Here is a 17,930-nt window from a genome sequence, read left to right as displayed (position 1 = left end):
GGGGCGGGACAGGCCCGGGCCACACCCGACCGGTCGGCGCAGGACGAGCAGGAACAGGACGAGTCGGCCCGGGCGCAGGCCCAGGCCCAGGCCGGTTCGACCGTGGACGGGACCGCGGGAGAAGGGGAGGACCGATGACTCCGCAGCCGTACGAGACGCTCCACTTCTTCGGGCAGGACCCGTGGTGGCTGGTGCTGCTGAAGGCGGTGTTCTGCTTCGCCTTCCTGGTCCTGACGGTGCTGATCGCGATCGTCTGGGAGCGCAAGGTGGTGGCCTGGATGCAGCTGCGCATCGGGCCCAACCGGCACGGCCCGTGGGGCATGCTGCAGTCGCTGGCGGACGGCGTGAAGCTGGCGCTGAAGGAAGACCTGGTGGTCAAGGGCTCGGACAAGGTGGTCTACATCCTGGCCCCGATCGTCTGCGCCATCCCCGCGTTCATGGCCTTCGCGGTGATCCCGTTCGGCCCGGCCGGCAACGAGGTGTCGATCTTCGGCACCCGCACGCCGCTCCAGCTGACGGACTTCCCGGTGGCGTTGCTGTACGTCCTGGCGACGGCCGCGGTGGGCATCTACGGCATCGTGCTGGCGGGCTGGTCCTCGGGTTCGACGTACCCGCTGCTGGGCGGGCTGCGCTCGTCCGCGCAGATGATCAGCTACGAGATCGCGATGGGCCTGTCCTTCGCGGCGGTGTTCATCTACTCGGGTTCGATGTCGACCTCGGAGATCGTGGCGCACCAGCAGCCGACCTGGTTCGCGGCGCTGCTGCCGGTGTCGTTCATCGTCTACATCATCGCGATGGTCGGCGAGACCAACCGGGCGCCGTTCGACCTCCCGGAGGCCGAGGGCGAGCTGGTCGGCGGCTTCAACACCGAGTACTCCTCGCTGAAGTTCGCGATGTTCATGCTGGCCGAGTACGTGAACATGGTGACGGTCTCGGCGGTGGCCTCGACCCTCTTCCTGGGCGGCTGGCGGGCCCCGTGGCCGGTGTCGACGTTCTGGGAGGGCGCCAACCACGGCTGGTGGCCGATGCTGTGGATCACGCTGAAGATCCAGTTGCTGCTGTTCTTCTTCATCTGGCTGCGCGGCACGCTGCCCCGGTTCCGCTACGACCAGTTCATGAAGCTGGGCTGGAAGGTGCTGATCCCGGTCTCGCTGGTGTGGCTGGTGCTGATCGCGAGCGTGCGGGCGCTGCGCAACGAGGGCTACGACTTCGGCGAGGTGGTGCTGTACGTGGGCGCGCCGGTCGGCGTGATCCTGCTGCTGGCGCTGCTGCGGGACTTCCTGAGGAAGCAGCCCGAACCCGAGGTCACCCCGCCCAAGGCCGATTTCGACCCGATGGCGGGCGGCTATCCGGTCCCGCCGCTGCCCGGCCAGGTGCTCCCGCCGGTGCCGCGCCGGCGCAGCCGCGCCCCGAAGCAACTCCAGGACGCCCTCAACGGGGCCGACCATTCCGAAGGGAGCTGAACCGAGATGTCCGACCAGTCCGATCGTACGGGTCGCCCCGAACGGGCCGACCGTCCGTCGATCCTCGGCCCGGCCGCCGGCTTCGGCGTGACCTTCAAGGCCATGTTCAAGAAGCGGCTCACCGAGCAGTACCCGGAGCAGAAGAAGCCCACCGCTCCGCGCTTCCACGGCCGCCACCAGCTGAACCGGCACCCGGACGGCCTGGAGAAGTGCGTCGGCTGCGAGCTGTGCGCGTGGGCCTGCCCGGCCGACGCGATCTACGTGGAGGGCGCGGACAACCGGGACGAGGAGCGCTACTCCCCGGGTGAGCGCTACGGCGTGGTGTACCAGATCAACTACGCCCGCTGCATCCTGTGCGGGCTGTGCATCGAGGCCTGCCCGACCCGGGCGCTGACCATGACCAACGAGTACGAGCTGGCCGACTCCTCCCGGCGGGACCTGATCTTCACCAAGGAGCAGCTGCTGGTGGGCCTGTCCGAGGGCATGGTCGACACCCCGCACGCGATCTTCCCGGGCACCGACGAGGGCGCGTACTACCGGGGCGAGATCACCGCGGCGGCGCCGGGCACGGTCCAGCAGGAGCGCACCGACCGGGACCAGGAGGTGCAGCAGTGATCGCGCGGCTGGCGGAAGCGACCGGGACGACCTCGACGGGTGAGGCCGTCCAGTTCTGGGTGCTCGCGGTGATCGCGGTCGGCGGCGCGCTCGGCATGGTGCTGATGCGCAAGGCCGTGCACAGCGCGCTCTGCCTGGCGGCCACCATGCTGGCGCTGGCGGTCTGTTACATGGCCCAGGGCGCGGTGTTCCTGGGCGTGGTGCAGATCGTGGTCTACACCGGCGCGATCATGATGCTGTTCCTGTTCGTGGTGATGCTGGTCGGTGTCACCAGCGAGGATTCGCTGAAGGAGCAGCTGAAGGGCCAGCGGTTCGCCGCGGCGCTGTGCGGGCTGGGCTTCGGCGTGCTGCTGATCGCCGGGATCGCCAACGCGAAGCTGGACCACTTCACCGGGTTGTCCGAGGCGAACGCCGAGGGCAACGTGCCGGGCCTGGCCCGGCTGATCTTCACCCGGTACGTGTGGGCCTTCGAGGTCACCGGCGCGCTGCTGATCACCGCGGCGATCGGTGCGATGGTGCTGACCCACCGGGAGCACGTGAAGGCGCCGAAGACGCAGCGCGAGCTGGCGGCGCAGCGGATCATGGACAACATCCAGCTGCCGCCGCTGCCGGCGCCGGGCGTGTACGCGCGGCACAACGCGGTGGACGTCCCGGCGCTGCTGCCGGACGGCACGATCGCCGAGGACTCGGTGATGGCGACGCTGCGCGAGCGCGGCCAGGTCCGGGACGTCAGTCAGGCGATGCTGCGGCGGATGGCGGAGCTGGAGAACAGCACGGCGGACTGGTTGGGCCGTCCGTCCTCGGAGCGGCCGGCGGCGACGGCTCCGCGCAAGTCGCTGGAGCCGGTGCCGGCGAACGGCGAGCCGGTGCCGGCGAACAACGTGAAGCACCCGGCCGGCGAGGAGGGCGCGGAGTGAACCCGGTCAACTACCTCTACCTGTCGGCCCTGTTGTTCACCATCGGCGCGGCCGGGGTGCTGATCCGGCGCAACGCGATCGTGCTGTTCATGTGCGTGGAGCTGATGCTGAACGCCTCGAACCTCGCCCTGGTGACCTTCTCCCGGCTGCACGGGACCCTGGACGGCCAGATCATCGCGTTCTTCACGATGGTGGTGGCGGCGGCCGAGGTCGTGGTCGGCCTCGCCATCATCGTCTCCATCTTCCGGACCAGGCACTCCGCTTCGGTCGACGACAGCAACCTGATGAAGCTGTAGGCGGAGGACCTTCGGTGAACTCTCTCATTCCGCTGCTGGTGGCGGCTCCACTGGCCGGTGCCGCCCTGCTGCTGCTCGGTGGCCGGGTGCTGGACCGCTACGGCCACTGGCTGGCCACCGCGCTCGCGGCGCTCTCGTTCGGCTTCGGCCTGGCCCTGTTCTCGGACATGCTCGGCCGTGACGCCGAGAACCGGGCGCTCACCGTGCACCTGTTCAGCTGGATCCCGGTGAACGGCTTCCAGGCCGACTTCTCCTTCCTGCTCGACCAGCTGTCGATGACCTTCGTCCTGCTGATCACCGGCGTCGGCACGCTGATCCACCTCTACTCGGTGGGCTACATGGCGCACGACGAGCGCCGGCGCCGCTTCTTCGCGTACCTGAACCTGTTCCTGGCCGCCATGCTGCTGCTGGTGGTCGCGGACAACTACCTGCTGCTGTACTTCGGCTGGGAGGGCGTGGGCCTGGCCTCGTACCTCCTGATCGGCTTCTGGCAGCACAAGCCGAGCGCGGCGACGGCGGCGAAGAAGGCCTTCATCGTCAACCGGGTCGGCGACATCGGCCTGTCCGTCGCGATCATGCTGATGTTCGCGGAGTTCGGCTCCTTCGCCTTCGGCCCCGTCTTCGGCGGTGCGCACGAGGCGAGCGAGGGCAAGCTGACGGCGATCGGCCTGATGCTGCTGCTGGCGGCCTGCGGCAAGTCGGCCCAGGTGCCGCTGCAGTCCTGGCTGGGGGACGCGATGGAGGGCCCGACCCCGGTGTCGGCGCTGATCCACGCGGCCACCATGGTGACCGCGGGCGTCTACCTGATCACCCGTTCCTCGACGATCTTCGACCTGGCGCCGGACGCGCAGACCGCCGTGGTGGTGGTCGGCGCGGTCACGCTGCTGTTCGGTGCGATCGTCGGTTGCGCCAAGGACGACATCAAGAAGGCGCTGGCCGGCTCGACCATGTCGCAGATCGGCTACATGGTGCTGGCGGCCGGGCTCGGTCCGATCGGCTACGTCTTCGCGATCATGCACCTGGTGACCCACGGCTTCTTCAAGGCCGGGCTGTTCCTCGGCGCCGGGTCGGTCATGCACGGCATGAACGACGAGGTGAACATGCGTCACTACGGCGGCCTGCGCACGTACATGCCGGTCACCTTCGTCACCTTCGGCCTCGGCTACCTGGCGATCATCGGCTTCCCGGGCCTGTCCGGTTTCTTCTCCAAGGACAAGATCATCGAGGCGGCCTTCGCCAAGGGCGGCACCGAGGGCTGGATCCTCGGGCTGTGCACGCTGGTCGGCGCGGCGATCACCGCGTTCTACATGACCCGGGTGATGGTGCTGACCTTCTTCGGCGAGAAGCGCTGGCAGCCGGCCGGCGGCACCGGCGGCTCCGCCGCGGGGGAGGGCGACCTGCCGCACCCGCACGAGTCGCCCAGGACCATGACGATCCCGATGGTCCTGCTGGCCTTCGGCTCGGTGTTCGCGGGCGGGCTGTTCGCCTTCAACGACTCCTTCCTGAAGTGGCTGGAGCCGGTCACCGGGTACGAGGAGGGCAACTCCCCGCTCGCCCCGCTGACCGTCACCCTGCTGACCACGGCCTGCATGCTGGCCGGCGTCGGCCTCGCCTACCTGATGTACGGGCGCTCGCCGGTCCCGGTGGTGCCGCCGGTCGGCTCCCCGCTCACCCGGGCCGCCCGCCGGGACCTGCTGCAGGACGACTTCAACCACGCGGTGCTGGTGCGGCCGGGCTCGGCGCTCGCCGCGGCGCTGGTCTTCTTCGACAGCCGCGGCCTGGACGGTGTGGTCAACGGCCTGGCCGCCGCGATCGGCGGGCTCTCCGGCCGGCTGCGGCGGATCCAGAACGGCTACGTCCGCTCCTACGCGCTCTCCATGTTCGGCGGCACGCTGGTGCTGGTCGCCACGACTCTCCTGATGAGGTCCACGTGATGACTCGTCCTGATATCCGTTGGGAGGGCAGGCCATGAGTGAGCGCAGCGAACGAACCGTCAAGCGGTGCGCGCGGACGGACGCCCCTGCCGGGCGCGGCGAGGTGGGCGCATGAGCGTCCTCCTGACCGCCACCTGCGCCGTGCCGGCGGCCGGCGCGGTGCTGACCGCGGCGCTGCCGGCCGGGTCCTCCGAGAGCCGGCGCCGGAACACCAAGGCCGTCGCGCTGGGCGTCTCGGCCGTCACCCTGGTGCTGGCCGCCGTGGTGGCGACCCGGTTCGACCCTCAGGGCGCCCGCTTCCAGCTGAACGAGTCGTACAGCTGGATCCGCTCCTTCGGCATCACCTTCTCGCTCGGCGTGGACGGCATCGGTGCGGTGCTCGCCCTGCTCACCGCCGTCCTCGTGCCGTTGGTGATCCTCGCCTCCTGGCACGACGCCGATCCGGGGCCGGCCGGTCCCGACGGCACCTTCGAGAACAGCAGGAGGACCCAGGGCTTCTTCGCCCTGATCCTGGCGGTGGAGGCGATGGTGGTCGTCTCCTTCTACGCCACCGACGTCTTCGTCTTCTACGTGTTCTTCGAAGCCATGCTGATCCCGATGTACTTCCTGATCGGCGGCTTCGGCGACCGGGCGGGCGGCCCCGAGTCGGCGCGTCAGCGCTCCTACGCGGCCGTGAAGTTCCTGCTCTACAACCTGCTCGGCGGCCTGGTGATGCTGGCGGCCGTGATCGGCCTGTACGTGATCGCGCAGGACCAGGGCTTCGGCACCTTCGACCTGCCGACGCTGACCTCGGCGATCGCCGACGGCCGGCTCCAGCTGACCGGCACCGCCGAGAAGGCGCTGTTCCTGGGCTTCTTCTTCGCCTTCGCGGTGAAGGCCCCGCTGTGGCCGCTGCACACCTGGCTGCCGAACGCGATGGGCGAGTCCACCGCCGGCACCGCGGTGCTGATCACCGCCGTGGTGGACAAGGTCGGCACCTTCGCGATGCTGCGCTTCTGCCTCGGGCTGTTCCCGGACGCCTCGAAGACCTTCGCCCCGGCGATCCTGGTCCTCGCGCTGATCGGGATCGTCTACGGCGCGCTGCTGGCGGTCGGGCAGAAGGACATCAAGCGCCTGGTGGCGTACGCCTCGATCTCGCACTTCGGCTTCATCATCATGGGCATCTTCGCGCTGACCAGCCAGGGCCAGAGCGGCGCCACCCTCTACATGGTCAACCACGGCCTGTCCACGGCGGCGTGGATGCTGGTGGCCGGCTTCCTGATCTCCCGTCGCGGTTCGCGGCTGATCGCCGACTACGGCGGTGTGCAGAAGGTCGCCCCTGTACTCGCCGGGACGTTCCTGATCGGCAGCCTGGCCACCCTGTCGCTGCCCGGGCTCGCCCCCTTCGTCAGCGAGTTCCTGGTGCTCGTGGGCACCTTCACCCGCTACCCGGCGATCGGCGTCGTGGCCACCTTCGGCATCGTGCTGGCCGCGCTGTACGCCCTGCTGCTGTACCAGCGCACCATGACCGGCCCGGTGAAGGACGGGGTGCGCACGATGCCCGACCTCAAGGCCCGGGAACTCGCCGTGGTCGGCCCGCTGGTGGCGCTGACCATCCTGCTCGGCGTCTACCCCAAGCCGCTCACCGACCTGGTCAACCCCTCGGTGAACGCGACGCTCTCGCAGATCCACCAGACCGACCCGGCGCCGGCCCACCCGGTCGCCGCCACCTCAGGAGGTGAGCAGAAGTGAGCGCCACCGCGATGCTCGCCGCCGCGGGCGGCAACACCCCCAGCATTCCGGCGCCGCACATCGAGTACGGCCAGCTCTCGCCGATGCTCGTGGTGTTCGCCGCCGCCGTGGCCGGCGTCCTGGTGGAGGCCTTCGTGCCCCGCCGGTACCGGCACTGGACCCAGGTGACGCTCGCGCTGGCCGGGCTGGCCGGCGCCTTCGTCGCCGTGGTGGTGCTGGCCGTGCAGAGCCACGGCTTCACCCGGATCGACCTGCTGGCCATGGAGTCGGTCGCGATGGACGGCCCGGCGCTGTTCCTCCAGGGCGTGATCCTGCTGGCCTCCGTGGTCGCGGTGCTCACCTACGCCGAGCGCAGGCTGGAGCCGAAGGCCGGTGGCCTGCCCGCCGACGCCTTCGCCGCCCAGGCCGCCGCCACCCCCGGCGGCGAGCAGGAGCGGGCCGCGGTCCGGGCCGGCTTCGCCACCAGCGAGGTCTTCCCGCTCACCATGTTCGCGGTCGGCGGCATGCTGCTGTTCCCCGCCGCCAACGACCTGCTGACCATGTTCGTGGCGCTGGAGGTCTTCTCGCTGCCGCTGTACCTGCTGTGCGCGCTGGCCCGGCGCCGCCGGCTGCTCTCCCAGGAGGCGGCGGTCAAGTACTTCCTGCTCGGCGCCTTCGCCTCGGCGTTCTTCCTCTTCGGGACCGCGCTGCTGTACGGCTACGCGGGCAGCGTGAAGCTCGGGGACATCGGGGACGTCATCTCCGGCAAGGCGATGACCACCCCCGCGCAGCTGAGCACCACCCAGAGCGACGCGCTGGTGCTGACCGGCCTGGCGATGCTCGCGGTCGGCCTGCTGTTCAAGGTCGCCGCGGTCCCCTTCCACTCCTGGACCCCGGACGTCTACCAGGGCGCGCCGACCCCGGTGACCGGCTTCATGGCGGCGGCCACCAAGGTCGCGGCGTTCGGGGCCTTCCTGCGGCTGTTCTACGTGGCCTTCCCGGGCCTGCGGCTGGACTGGCGGCCGGTGATGTGGGGCGTGGCGATCCTCACCATGGTGGTGGGCGCGGTGCTCGCGGTGACCCAGCAGGACGTCAAGCGCCTGCTGGCGTACTCCTCGATCGCGCACGCCGGGTTCATCCTGACCGGCGTGATCGCCGTCAACAAGCAGGGCATCTCCTCGGTGCTGTTCTACCTGTTGTCGTACTCCTTCGTGACGCTCGGCGCGTTCGCCGTGGTCACCCTGGTGCGCGACTCCAAGGGCGAGGCGACCCACCTGTCCAGCTGGGCCGGGCTCGGGCGGCGCTCGCCGCTGGTGGCGGCGGTGTTCGCGCTGTTCCTGCTGGCCTTCGCCGGGATTCCGCTGACCTCCGGCTTCACCGGGAAGTTCGCGGTCTTCCAGGCCGCGGCCAGCGGCGGGGCGACCCCGCTGGTGGTCGTCGGTGTGCTGAGCTCGGCGGTGGCCGCGTTCTTCTACATCCGGGTGATCGTGCTGATGTTCTTCTCGGACCCGCAGCCGGGCGGCCCCACGGTGGCGATCCCGAGCGCCTTCACGGCGACCGCGATCGGGGTGGGGGTGCTGGTCACACTGGGTCTCGGGCTGCTCCCGCAGTACTTCCTCGACCTGGCGTCCAAGGCCTCGCTGTTCGTGCGCTGATCCTGGCGTGCACCGCCTCCGACCAGGGCCCCGTCCGGGCCGCGCCCAGTCCGCGCGGCCCGGACGGGTCTTTGTCGGGAGCCGGGGCCGGGGGAGTTCCGAGGGCTCTCCCACCTTTATTTCCAGCCGAATTCGCCCCCACCGCCGTCCGGCCCGCACAGCCGCCCTGACCAGGGCATCAGGCCCGATCATGACAGGATCCGCACGCCCGTGCAGTGATCCACTCACGACCGGATACCCTGCCTGTATGGCCAGCGGCGGCACTCAGGGACCAGGCCGCTAGATCGACCAGGGACAGAGGAGTGGTCTTCGTGACCGTCGTGGAACCCTTCGGGCTCAGCGTGCAGGACCGCGACCTGACCCGGGATGTCCAGGCCGGACTGGACGCGGTGGAGGCGGCGCTCGGCGAGGCCGTCAAGTGCGACGTCCCGTTCATCACCGTCACCGCCAGTCACCTCCTCGAAGCCGGCGGCAAGCGCTTCCGTCCGCTGCTCCTGCTGCTGGCCGCCCAGTTCGGCGACCCGGGGGCGCCCGGCGTGGTGCCCGCCGCCGTGGTGGTCGAGCTGACCCACCTGGCCACGCTGTACCACGACGACGTGATGGACGAGGCGCCGGTGCGCCGGGGTGCCCCGAGCGCCAACTCCCGCTGGGACAACTCGGTCGCGATCCTCACCGGCGACTTCCTGTTCTCCCGCGCCTCCCAGGTGCTCGCCGATCTCGGCCCGGAGGCCGTGCGGATGCAGGCCGAGGCCTTCGAGCGGCTGGTGACCGGTCAGATCCTGGAGACCCGCGGCCCCGGTCAGGACATGGACCCGCTGCTGCACTACCTGGACGTCCTGGAGGGCAAGACCGGCTCGCTGATCGCCGTCTCCTGCCGGATAGGAGCGCTGATGGCCGGTGCCGAGCGCGAGCTGGTGGACACCCTCGGCGAGTTCGGCGAGCGGATCGGCATCGCCTTCCAGCTGGCCGACGACGTGCTCGACATCGCCAGTGACGGCCACGAGTCCGGCAAGACCCCCGGGACCGACCTGCGCGAGGGTGTGCCGACCCTGCCGACCCTGCTGCTGCAGCAGATGCCCGTCGACCCGGCCGACCCGGCCGACGCCCGGCTGCGCGAACTGCTCGACCAGGACCTCTCCGACGACGACCTGCACGCCGAGGCGCTGCGCCTGCTGCGCGCCCACCCGGCGCTGGAGCGCGCCCGCGCCGAGACCCTGCGCCGGGCCGAGGAGGCCAGGGCGCTGCTGGCCCCGCTGCCGGACTGCGCCGCCAAGGCCGCCCTGGAGGGGCTCTGCGACGCGGTGGCGATCCGCACCATGTGAGCCCCCGGGCTCGTCCGGGCCGGGCCGCGGTGCGGCCGGGCCCGGCCCCCCACCGCACTGACTCCGGGATGGGGGAGACTGACTCCCGTCAGCACACGCCTGCCGGGAAGGTCGTTATGCGTCGCGTCGTCATCGCCGAGGACTCCGTACTTCTGAGGGAGGGACTGACCCGGCTGCTCACCGATCGCGGCATGGAGGTCGTCGCCGGGGTCGGGGACGGCGAAGCCCTGGTGAAGACCATCCACGACCTGGCGGCGGCCGACGCCCTGCCGGACGTCGTGGTCTCCGACGTGCGGATGCCGCCGAGCCACACCGACGAGGGGCTGCGGGCCTGCGTGGAGCTGCGCGGCCGTTACCCGCAGCTGGGTGTGCTGGTGCTGTCGCAGTTCGTGGAGGAGCGCTACGCCTCCGAGCTGCTGGCCGGTTCCACCCGGGGCGTCGGCTACCTGCTCAAGGACCGGGTCGCCGAGGTGCGCGAGTTCGCCGACGCGGTGGTCCGGGTCGCCGATGGCGGCACGGCGCTGGACCCGGAGGTGGTGCAGCAGCTCCTCAGCCGCAGCCGCAAGGGCGACGTTCTGGCCAATCTCACGCCGCGCGAGCGCGAGGTGCTCGGGCTGATGGCGGAGGGCCGCACCAACGCGGCGGTGGCCAGGCAGCTGGTGGTCTCCGACGGCGCGGTGGAGAAGCACGTCAGCAACATCTTCCTCAAGCTGGGGCTGGCTCAGAGCTCGGAGGACCACCGCCGGGTGCTGGCGGTGCTCACCTACCTCAACTCCTGACGCCCCGGCTCCGTCGCCCGGGCTTCCCGGGGGCGCGCCCCCGGGGAGCGCATCTCGGCCATGCGCCTCCGAGGTGCTCGCGTCCGCCCGCCCGAGCCGGAATGATCTCCGGCGGGCGGGCGTTGTTGCTCATGTGCGGTATGGCCGCGGGCCGGTGAAATTGCTGCCGTGGTTCCGGCCGCCGTCGTGTCGGCCCGCATAGGATGCGAGAGGTGCACCAGGCGGACGGGGCACGGGGCCGCGCCCGCGGTGGTGTGCCCACGAGGAGGTCCGCGGCAGTGACCAGTCAGGTCGATCAGTCAGAGGCAGTGGACGGCCCGGACGGCGACGAGGCCCGCGCCGGGAACGGTGACGCGCGCTCGGGTGCGGCCGCTCCCGCCGGACCGCCGGCCCCGGGCGGCCCTCCGGTGAAGCCGGGCAAGCCCATCCGCAGACTCGATCGGGTGATCATTCGCTTCGCCGGCGACTCCGGTGACGGCATGCAGCTGACCGGTGACCGGTTCACCTCGGAGACGGCGTCCTTCGGCAACGACCTGTCCACGCTGCCGAACTTCCCGGCCGAGATCCGGGCGCCCGCCGGCACCCTGCCGGGCGTCTCCTCCTTCCAACTGCACTTCGCGGACCACGACATCCTGACCCCGGGCGACGCCCCGAACGTGCTGGTCGCGATGAACCCGGCCGCGCTGAAGGCGAACCTGCCGGACCTGCCGCGCGGCGCCGAGATCATCGTCAACACCGACGAGTTCACCAAGCGCGCGCTGGCCAAGGTCGGTTACCCGGCGGACCCGCTGACCGACGGTTCGCTGGACGGCTTCCACCTGCACAAGGTGCCGCTGACCGCGCTGACCCTGGAGGCGCTCAAGGACAGCGGCCTGGCCCGCAAGGACGCGGAGCGGGCGAAGAACATGTTCGCCCTGGGCCTGCTGTCCTGGATGTACCACCGGCCCACGCACGGGACGGAGTCGTTCCTGCGCACCAAGTTCGCCAAGAAGCCGCAGATCGCCGAGGCGAACATCAGCGCCTTCCGGGCGGGCTGGAACTTCGGCGAGACCACGGAGTCCTTCGCGGTCTCCTACGAGGTGCCGCCGGCCAGGCTCCCGGCCGGGCGCTACCGCAACATCTCCGGCAACCTCGCGCTGTCCTACGGGCTGATCGCCGCCGCGAAGCGCTCCGGCCTGCCGCTGTACCTGGGCTCGTACCCGATCACCCCGGCCTCGGACGTGCTGCACGAGCTGAGCCGGCACAAGAACTTCGGGGTGCGCACCTTCCAGGCGGAGGACGAGATCGCTGGCGTCGGCGCCGCGCTCGGGGCCGCCTTCGGCGGGGCGCTCGGGGTGACCACCACCTCCGGGCCGGGGGTCGCGCTGAAGTCGGAGGCGATCGGCCTGGCCGTCTCGCTCGAACTGCCGCTGCTGATCGTGGACATCCAGCGCGGCGGCCCGTCCACCGGCCTGCCGACCAAGACCGAGCAGGCGGACCTGCTGCAGGCGATGTTCGGCCGCAACGGCGAGGCGCCGGTGCCGATCGTCGCCCCGGCCACGCCCGCGGAGTGCTTCGACGCGGCGCTGGAGGCGGCCCGGATCGCGGTCACCTACCGCACCCCGGTGTTCCTGCTCTCGGACGGCTACCTGGCCAACGGCTCGGAGCCCTGGCGGATCCCCGCCGTCGACGAACTGCCGGAGATCGACCCGCAGTTCGCCACCGGCCCGAACCGCGAGGACGGCGCCTTCTGGCCGTACCTGCGCGATCCGCGGACGCTGGCCAGGCCCTGGGCGGTGCCCGGCACGCCCGGCCTGGAGCACCGGATCGGCGGCATCGAGAAGCAGGACGGCACCGGCAACATCTCCTACGACCCGGCCAACCACGACTTCATGGTCCGCACCCGGCAGGCCAAGATCGACGGCATCACGGTGAAGCCGGTCGAGGTGGACGACCCGACCGGCGACGCCCGGGTGCTGGTGATCGGCTGGGGTTCGACCTACGGGCCGATCACCGCCGCGGTGCGCCGGGTGCGCGCGGACGGCGGCGAGGTCGCCCAGACGCACCTGCGCAACCTCAACCCGTTCCCGGCCAACCTGGGCTCGGTGCTGCGGAGTTACGAGAAGATCATCGTGCCCGAGATGAACCTGGGGCAGCTGGCCCTGCTGCTGCGGGCGAAGTACCTGGTGGACGCCGAGTCCTACAACCAGGTGCGCGGGCTGCCGTTCAAGGCCGCCCAGTTGGCGGACGTGCTGTGGGCCGCGATCGGCACCCTGGACGAGGAGGACCACCGATGAGCGAGCACGCCTTCCCGTCCCTGAAGCTGGTGCCCAAGGCCGAAGGGCCGCAGAGCGCCCGGGACTTCAAGACCGACCAGGAGGTGCGCTGGTGCCCCGGCTGCGGGGACTACGCGATCCTGGCGGCGGTGCAGTCCTTCATGCCGGAGCTGGGCATCAAGCGCGAGAACACGGTGTTCGTCTCGGGCATCGGCTGCTCCTCGCGCTTCCCGTACTACATGAACACCTACGGGGTGCACTCGATCCACGGCCGGGCGCCGGCGATCGCGACCGGGCTGGCCACCGCGCGCCAGGACCTGAGCGTCTGGGTGGTGACGGGCGACGGCGACGCGCTGTCGATCGGCGGCAACCACCTGATCCACGCCCTGCGACGGAACGTCAATCTGAAGATCCTGCTGTTCAACAACCGTATCTACGGCCTCACCAAGGGCCAGTACTCGCCGACCAGCGAGGTCGGCAAGATCACCAAATCCACCCCGATGGGCTCGCTGGACGCGCCGTTCAACCCGCTGTCGCTGGCGATCGGCGCCGAGGCCACCTTCGTCGCGCGCACCATCGACTCGGACCGCCAGCACCTCCAGTCGGTGCTGCGGGCGGCCGCCGAGCACCGGGGCACGGCGCTGGTGGAGATCTACCAGAACTGCAACATCTTCAACGACGGCGCCTTCGAGGTGCTGAAGGACCCCGGCAGCCGGGACGAGGCGCTGATCCGGCTGGAGCACGGGCGGCCCGTCCGCTTCGGCGCGGACCTGGCGAACGGCGTCTTCCGGGGGCCGGACGGCGAGCTGTTCACCGCCCCGGTCACGGCGGAGAACGAGGCGGACGTCCTGGTCCACGACGCGCACGCGGCCGGCCCCGCCGCCGCCTTCGCGCTCTCCCGGATCGCCGACGCGGACACCCTGCACCACACCCCGATCGGCGTGCTGCGCAGCGTCGAACGGCCGGTCTACGACGAGCTGATGGCGGACCAGCTGGCCACCGCCGCCACCCAGCGTGGCGAGGGCGACCTGACCGCGCTGCTCGCCGGCAACGACACCTGGACGGTGGACTGACCGCCCCGCCGTCCGGTCCGAGCGAGCGGCGCCCCCTGTCCCGGCCGGGACAGGGGGCGCCGTCGTCATTTCCTGCGGCTCGTCGTGGCCTACTGCTCGTCGTGGCCTACTGCTCGGCCCACTCGACCAGCTCGACCACCACGCCGTTCGGGTCGCTGACCTGGAAGAGCTTCTCGCCCCAGGGCTCCTCGCGCAGCGGGAGGGTGATCGTGACGCCCTCGGCGCGCAGCCGCCGTTCCTCGGCGGCGATGTCCTGGACGACGAACGCCAGGATCACGCCGTCCGCGATGCGGTGGCGCTGCTCCTCCGGCAGGACTTCGAGGCCGCGCCGCAGGTAGACGACGTTGACCCCGCCGCCCGGGTGTCCGAGCGAGACGAAGCCGTCGGCCGACATCTCCTCGGTGTAGCCGAAGTGCCGCTGGAGGAAGGCGGCGGAAGTGGTGACGTCCTCGACGGTCAGGGAGACGGTGGTCCTGGTGATCTGCAAGGCGGAGAACCCTTTCGTCGGCGTTCGGGCGTTATCCCGTACGCAGTACACTATACATAGTACGGAGAATTGCGCCAGGGCTTCCGCGAGGACCCCTCCGGGCCGGAACGGCCGAGGGAGGCTCCCCGGGCGGGGAGCCTCCCTCGGACGGCCGATGCGGAGCGGGTCAGTAGACGCAGGGGATGCCGCCGTCGGCCTGGGCGTCGACGGCGGGGCCCTGCATGGGCAGATTGGCGGCCGGGTCGGCCGGGGCGCCGCCCGCGGAGGTGGTGGGTTCGTCGGCGGCGACGCCGGTGAAGGTGGTGCCGAGGGTGACGACGACGTGGTCGGCGGCGGCGCTCGCGGACTCGGCGGCCGTCACGCCGTAGCGGGCCGCGATCTGCTCGGCGGCCTCCCTGGCGCCCTTGCCGTAGACGACCGTGGTGGTCTTCGGCCGGGTGCCGGCCGACCCGGTGCGGCCCTCCTTGAAGCCCAGGCCCGCCAGGGCCTTGGCCTCGGCGGCGGAGGTCACGCCCGCGGCGGAGGAGGCGTTGAAGACGTCGACCGTGACGGGCCTGGCGGAGGTCGCGGTCGGCGTCGGGGCCGCGGTCGGCTGGGCCGCTGCGGGGGCCGCCCCCGCGGCCGGGTCGGCCGGGGCCGGCGCCGCGGCGGCGTCGGCGTAGCCGAAGAGCTGCTTGACCACCTTCTGGACCTTCGCCGGGGTCACCAGGTTGACGTCCTGGCCGTTCCTGGTGCCGAACCCGTCGAAGGTCAGGGTGTTGAACTCGACGTTGCCGCCGGTGAGGTTGGGGGCCTGCTGGGCGAAGTCGAGCACGTTCCACTCGTTGTCGATCACCAGGTCCTTCTGCATGACGCCCATCAGCTCCTGCATCTTGCCGAGGTCGCCGATGACGCCCTTCTGCTTGAGGTTGTGCACGACCGAGGAGATGAAGGCCTGCTGGCGGTGGGTGCGGGCGAAGTCGCCGGAGTTGCCGTCCGGGCCGTCGAGGTTGTGGCGCTGGCGGACGAAGGAGAGCGCCTGCGAGGCGTTGAGCTTGTTGACGCCCTTGTGGAAGTCGGCACCCGAGCCCTGGCCCTCCATGGCCGGGTCCCTGGTGTCGTGGGTGAGGCAGACCTCGATCGGCTGGAGGGCCTTGGCGATGTCGTAGAAGCCCATCAGGTTGACCTCGGCGATGTGGTCGATGGGCTGGTCGAGGAACTTCTGCACGGTGCGGATGGTGGCCGCGCGGCCGATGTCCCGGCCGGCCTTCTCCAGGTCGGCGCCCTTGAGGCCCTTGGCGCGCAGGCCCGCGTCGGCCTTGTCCTTGGCCGCGCCGTAGGCCTCCTTGATCTTGGCCATGCCCAGCTGGGAGCCGTCGGCGCCGTAGGTCATCACATAGTCGTCGCGGGGTATCGAGACGGCCTGCACCTTGCCGCCGTTCGCCGGGATGTGCAGCAGGATCAGGGAGTTGGTGTTGTAGCCGCCGATGTCGGAGCTGTGGCCGGCGTGCAGTTCGTCCTGGACGAACTCGGGCGGCAGGTCCGTGCCGTCCATGTTCTTGCGGCTGTCCAGGCCGATCAGCAGCAGGTTGACCGAGTTGTCGAGGTGCTTGGGCGCGTCCTTCTTGGTCTCGGCGATGACGCCGGAGGTGGTCATCCCGTCGGTGAGCTGCTTGTACTCGTACCAGACCACCCCGCTGGCGGCGAACACCGCGAACCCCACGGTGCAGGCCACCACCCGGCCCGCGATCAGCACGGGGGAGGAGCGGCGGGCCGCGGCGCGTCCGTCGGTTCCGGCGTTGTCAGCCATGCTGCCTCCTCCTCGCCCGGACCAGCCGGAACGCGATCACGACGACGGCCGCGACCGCGGCCTCGGCCATCACGGGAAAGCCGTGCACCACCCACGTGGCGGCGCCGGTGGCCAGGGCCTTGCCCTGGTACCGGTCGCGGTGGGCGGCCAGCTCGACGGCGGCCGTCACCCCCAGGACGACCAGCGGCGAGGCGGCGAGCACCCACCACCAGCCGTGGCGGCCGCTCAGCGCCGCCGCCAGGCCGGTGCCGAGCACCGCGGCCACCGCGAAGGCCAGGCCCATCCCGGGGCCGGAGAGTTCGTCGACCGCGGCGCCGGCCAGCGGCAGTCCGATCGCGAGTGCCACCGGCAGCGCGGGACCGCCGGGCAGGGGGCGTATGTGTCCGGCGGGTCCGTCCGCCGCCCGTCGGCGCGCCCGCTTGTCGGCCGACCGTCCTCGTTGCCCCGCCACGCCCTCACCCCGGTGTTCCCGTGCTCCGCGCGCCACGGTGGCGCCTGCGCCGCGTGCCGACCGTCCGGTCCGTCCGGTCCGTCCGGTCCCGGGCCGGTCCTCGTCCGGACCGTGGGCCCGTCGTCCGTCGTTCCGGAACTCTGTTCGTGGCGCTGCCAGTTCCGGACGCCGGTTTCCGGCCGGCCGGTTCCCGCCCGGCCGCCCGAGATCGGGGGAGGCGCTTCCGTATCACCTCTACACGGGTGTAGAAGTCGTACGCAGCATAGAGCACACGTGTTCGGCGGCACGTCCGGGTTCGCCGTGACCCGGATAAACTACACCGGGTAGTTTCTGAGCGGCCGGCCGATGCGCCGGCGGAAGAGGAGAGGGCCGTGGCGACGACGGGCGGAGCGGGTCGGCCGGAGAAGCGCAAGGCGATCACGCAGGCCGCGACGGCGGTGTTCGGGCGCGAGGGGTACGTCCGGGCCAGCATGGACGCGATCGCGGCCGAGGCCGGGGTGTCCAAGCGGACGGTCTACAACCACTTCGCCGACAAGGAGACCCTCTTCCTGTCGGTGGCCCTGCAGAACTCGGCGGAACTGACGGAACGCATCCGGGAGTTGATGGCGAAGTACCTCGACCGGGTGGTGGAGCTGCGCCAGGACCTGATCGACTTCGCCGTCCAGCGGGCCCGCGCCGTCCTGTCCGCCGGGGAACACGGGGCGCTCGGCCGGGCGATCCGGGCCGAAGTGGCCAACATCCCGGCGGACGTCCTGGAGGCCTGGCTGGAGGCCGGGCCGATCGCCTCCCAGCGCGACCTCGCGCAGCACTTCGCCGCGCTCGCCGAGCGCGGGCTCCTCACGGTCGAGGACGCCGCGCTGGCCGCCGAGCAGTTCACGCTGCTGACCTTCCACGGCATCGCCGAGCGCTCCTTCTGGGGCGCCCTCCCGGTGGCGGACGAGGACGTCGAGCGGATCGCGGCGGCAGGTGTGGACGCCTTCCTGCGGATCCACGGCGCGTCGTCGGCGGCGTCGTCGCCGACGGCACGGGGCTGACGGCACGGGCTGGGCAGGTCCGGGCGGGGCGGCAGTGCGCCGCCCCGCCCGGACCGTCCGGGCATCACTTCCAGTTGAGGCCCTTGCCGAGGGTGTACGGCTCGCCCCAGTACTCCGCGCCCGCGACTTTGGAGGCCTCCGGGGACATCG

The 17,930-nt window shown here is 71.1% G+C and carries 15 protein-coding genes; 12 read left to right on the top strand and 3 right to left on the bottom strand.

Annotated features, from left to right (window positions below; genetic code table 11):
- The first annotated feature begins 134 nt into the window (after nucleotides 1-134).
- The 11 genes from nuoH (at nucleotide 135) to ACZ6EM_RS23660 (ending at nucleotide 14,019) form a co-directional block, all read left to right on the top strand.
- Entirely contained in the window at nucleotides 135-1,463 is a 1,329-nt protein-coding gene (gene nuoH / locus ACZ6EM_RS23710) for an NADH-quinone oxidoreductase subunit NuoH (protein ID WP_359902264.1), read from the top strand.
- A gap of 6 nt (nucleotides 1,464-1,469) precedes the next feature.
- Entirely contained in the window at nucleotides 1,470-2,078 is a 609-nt protein-coding gene (nuoI, locus tag ACZ6EM_RS23705; protein ID WP_401044021.1) for an NADH-quinone oxidoreductase subunit NuoI, read from the top strand.
- A complete protein-coding gene (locus ACZ6EM_RS23700) occupies nucleotides 2,078-2,995 on the top strand; it encodes an NADH-quinone oxidoreductase subunit J (protein WP_401044036.1) in 918 nt (305 codons plus the stop codon). Before nuoI ends, ACZ6EM_RS23700 begins: the two co-directional genes overlap by 1 nt.
- The gene (gene nuoK / locus ACZ6EM_RS23695) at nucleotides 2,992-3,291 is read left to right on the top strand and encodes an NADH-quinone oxidoreductase subunit NuoK (RefSeq protein WP_195911268.1); all 300 of its coding nucleotides are present in this window, start codon (nucleotides 2,992-2,994) and stop codon (nucleotides 3,289-3,291) included. Before ACZ6EM_RS23700 ends, nuoK begins: the two co-directional genes overlap by 4 nt.
- A gap of 14 nt (nucleotides 3,292-3,305) precedes the next feature.
- On the top strand, nucleotides 3,306-5,225 hold the full coding sequence (nuoL, locus tag ACZ6EM_RS23690; RefSeq protein WP_401044019.1) for an NADH-quinone oxidoreductase subunit L: 1,920 nt from the start codon (nucleotides 3,306-3,308) through the stop codon (nucleotides 5,223-5,225).
- Between the two features lie 111 nt (nucleotides 5,226-5,336).
- A complete protein-coding gene (locus ACZ6EM_RS23685; RefSeq protein WP_380538445.1) occupies nucleotides 5,337-6,956 on the top strand; it encodes an NADH-quinone oxidoreductase subunit M in 1,620 nt (539 codons plus the stop codon).
- An 11-nt stretch (nucleotides 6,957-6,967) separates the two neighbouring features.
- Nucleotides 6,968-8,590, top strand: a complete 1,623-nt coding sequence (gene nuoN / locus ACZ6EM_RS23680; protein WP_465773220.1) for an NADH-quinone oxidoreductase subunit NuoN — start codon at nucleotides 6,968-6,970, stop codon at nucleotides 8,588-8,590.
- Nucleotides 8,591-8,901: 311 nt separating this feature from the next.
- The gene (locus tag ACZ6EM_RS23675; RefSeq protein WP_359902275.1) at nucleotides 8,902-9,912 is read left to right on the top strand and encodes a polyprenyl synthetase family protein; all 1,011 of its coding nucleotides are present in this window, start codon (nucleotides 8,902-8,904) and stop codon (nucleotides 9,910-9,912) included.
- Nucleotides 9,913-10,028: 116 nt separating this feature from the next.
- Nucleotides 10,029-10,691 (top strand): response regulator, encoded by a 663-nt coding sequence (locus tag ACZ6EM_RS23670; protein WP_380538449.1) that lies wholly within the window; start codon nucleotides 10,029-10,031, stop codon nucleotides 10,689-10,691.
- A gap of 278 nt (nucleotides 10,692-10,969) precedes the next feature.
- The gene (locus ACZ6EM_RS23665; protein WP_380351861.1) at nucleotides 10,970-12,967 is read left to right on the top strand and encodes a 2-oxoacid:acceptor oxidoreductase subunit alpha; all 1,998 of its coding nucleotides are present in this window, start codon (nucleotides 10,970-10,972) and stop codon (nucleotides 12,965-12,967) included.
- A complete protein-coding gene (locus ACZ6EM_RS23660) occupies nucleotides 12,964-14,019 on the top strand; it encodes a 2-oxoacid:ferredoxin oxidoreductase subunit beta (RefSeq protein ID WP_401054562.1) in 1,056 nt (351 codons plus the stop codon). The genes ACZ6EM_RS23665 and ACZ6EM_RS23660 overlap by 4 nt, the downstream gene beginning before the upstream one ends.
- A 106-nt stretch (nucleotides 14,020-14,125) precedes the next feature.
- On the opposite strand, the gene ACZ6EM_RS23655 is transcribed toward ACZ6EM_RS23660, so the two are convergent.
- From ACZ6EM_RS23655 to ACZ6EM_RS23645, 3 genes are all read right to left on the bottom strand, one after another.
- Nucleotides 14,126-14,506 (bottom strand): VOC family protein, encoded by a 381-nt coding sequence (locus ACZ6EM_RS23655; RefSeq protein WP_465773181.1) that lies wholly within the window; start codon nucleotides 14,504-14,506, stop codon nucleotides 14,126-14,128.
- A gap of 166 nt (nucleotides 14,507-14,672) precedes the next feature.
- On the bottom strand, nucleotides 14,673-16,295 hold the full coding sequence (locus tag ACZ6EM_RS23650; protein ID WP_452180729.1) for an LCP family protein: 1,623 nt from the start codon (nucleotides 16,293-16,295) through the stop codon (nucleotides 14,673-14,675).
- A complete protein-coding gene (locus ACZ6EM_RS23645; RefSeq protein ID WP_401045600.1) occupies nucleotides 16,288-16,641 on the bottom strand; it encodes a DUF6542 domain-containing protein in 354 nt (117 codons plus the stop codon). Before ACZ6EM_RS23645 ends, ACZ6EM_RS23650 begins: the two co-directional genes overlap by 8 nt.
- A 476-nt stretch (nucleotides 16,642-17,117) precedes the next feature.
- Between ACZ6EM_RS23645 and ACZ6EM_RS23640 the strand changes: the two genes are divergently transcribed.
- Entirely contained in the window at nucleotides 17,118-17,780 is a 663-nt protein-coding gene (locus ACZ6EM_RS23640) for a TetR/AcrR family transcriptional regulator (protein WP_401045603.1), read from the top strand.
- The last annotated feature ends 150 nt before the right edge of the window (nucleotides 17,781-17,930 follow it).

It is taken from the genome of Kitasatospora sp. NPDC041917 (genome assembly GCF_055589745.1).
The sequence above is the reverse complement of the archived record's forward strand: the minus strand, read 5'-3'. Positions and strand labels throughout refer to the sequence as shown.